The sequence below is a fragment of the Micromonospora sp. SL1-18 genome, from assembly GCF_047921505.1.
Classification (GTDB): domain Bacteria; phylum Actinomycetota; class Actinomycetes; order Mycobacteriales; family Micromonosporaceae; genus Micromonospora.
Map to the genome: position 1 here is coordinate 1 of NZ_JBLROA010000163.1, position 1947 is coordinate 1947.

General features: G+C 62.1%; 1 protein-coding gene. It reads left to right on the forward strand.

All coding sequences use genetic code 11. The features are described 5' to 3' along the window. The first annotated feature begins 597 nt into the window (after window positions 1–597). Window positions 598–1860 carry a group II intron reverse transcriptase/maturase gene (ltrA, locus tag ACNAW0_RS30285; RefSeq protein WP_416291461.1) on the forward strand — a complete coding sequence of 421 codons (1263 nt, stop codon included), beginning with the start codon at window positions 598–600 and terminating at the stop codon, window positions 1858–1860. Window positions 1861–1947 lie beyond the last annotated feature (87 nt).

Consider the following 1947-nt stretch of genomic DNA (forward strand, 5'->3'; position numbering starts at 1 on the left):
CTCCTACGGGTTCGTGTGTCCCGAACAGGAAGGGAGCTTGATGTAGGTAGAGCTTCGTGACCTGGTGCTATGCGGACGATGGAGGTAGGCCCTCCGGAACCTCCCTGTGGGGGGCGGTTTCAAACCACCCACTGCTGCGTTAGTTGAAGCCTGTCGTGGTGAGCGAGTTGGGAAAAGGCACACTTGGATGTGTCAGGTGGGAGTCGGGAAGACGTGCGTCACTGCCTATGAAGTGTCGAAATAGGAACGGTTGACATCGAAACCGGGGTGTGTATCCGATCCCGGGATGAGCCTGGCGGGTGCCCGCTTATTGGCCAGGTGGTGTCCGGCATAGAGGCAACGTGAGCCCGACCAGGCTGCGTTCGCATGGAACGGGAGAGAGCGTGACCCGAAACTGCCGCCCAGCCGGGGCGGGAAGAGGGAGCGTCCCTTACGGCTGAAACCGGGGGGATTGAGTACCGTGGCGGGCACGCAGTCGGACTGACTCATAGTAGCGATGAAGCTCCTGCTTGACGCGGTGGGGGTGGAGCGAAGGGGTCAGGTCATTCGTGGCGCGTTTGTCCGATCAACCGGGGCGCTGGCCCTGGGAGGAGTCGCGTGAGCGAGCTGAAGTCATCTGGCAAGCCGTTTGAGATTTCGAAAGCGGAGGTTTGGCAGGCGTGGGAGAAGGTCAAGGCCAATAAGGGTGCGCCGGGGGTGGACGGGTGCTCCGTCGAGGACTTCGAGGCCGATCTGAAGAACAATCTGTATCGGATCTGGAATCGGATGTCCTCGGGGAGCTACTTCCCGCCGCCGGTGCGGGCGGTGGAAATACCGAAGTCGCACGGTGGGGGCACCAGGATTTTGGGGGTGCCGACCGTGGCCGACCGGGTCGCGCAGACGGTGGTAGCACGCAGGCTGGAAGCGAAGGTCGAGGCGATCTTCCACCCGGATTCGTACGGCTACCGTCCCGGGCGGGCCCCGCAGGACGCGGTGGAGGTCTGCCGGCGACGCTGCTGGAGAACCGACTGGGTGATCGACCTCGACATCCAGAAGTTCTTCGACAGCGTCCCCAGAGACCTGATCATCAAGGCGGTGGAGGCGAACACCGATCTGCCGTGGGTGGTCCTGTACGTAAAGCGGTGGCTGGATGCGCCGGTGCAGAACCCCGACGGCAGCGTGCTGATGCGAGACCGGGGTACCCCCCAAGGGTCAGCGGTGTCGCCCGTGCTGGCTAATCTGTTCCTCCATTATGCGTTTGATGCGTGGATGGCCCGGGAGTTCCCGACCGTGACGTTCGAACGGTACGTGGATGACGCGGTGGTGCACTGCGTCAGCAAAGCCCAAGCACGTGAAGTGTTGGCGGCAATTGCGGAACGGATGGAGCAGGTCGGGTTGCGGTTGCATCCTGACAAGACCCGGATTGTCTACTGCCAGGACGGACGGCGGCGTGCCTCGTACGAGCACACCGAGTTCACGTTCCTGGGATTCACTTTCCGGCAGCGCAGGTCGCGGAACAAGGACGGGAGACAGTTCAACTCGTTCAATCCCGCGATCAGTAAGCCAGCCCTTAAGAAGATCAGTGCGGAGGTGCGGTCCTGGCGGCTGCACAACCGCATTGGCCGAGATTTCGTCGAGGTAGCGCGGGACATCAACCCGATCGTCCGCGGTTGGATGAACTATTACGGGGCGTTCAACCGGTCGGCGATGTATCCCCTCCTGCAGCGCATCAATGCCTACTTGATACGTTGGATCCGCAACAAGTACAAACGGCTGCGGGCGAAGAAGAAAGCCTTCCGGTGCTGGCGGGGGATCGTTCAACGATTCCCGCGGATGTTCGCGCACTGGAAATGGACTGCTTCTGCGCCAGCCGTCTGGTGATCAGGATGACAAGAGCCCGGTAACTGGAGACGGTTACGCCGGGATCTGTGGGAGCCCGGGGCTGAAATGCCCCGGGCCACCCGACCG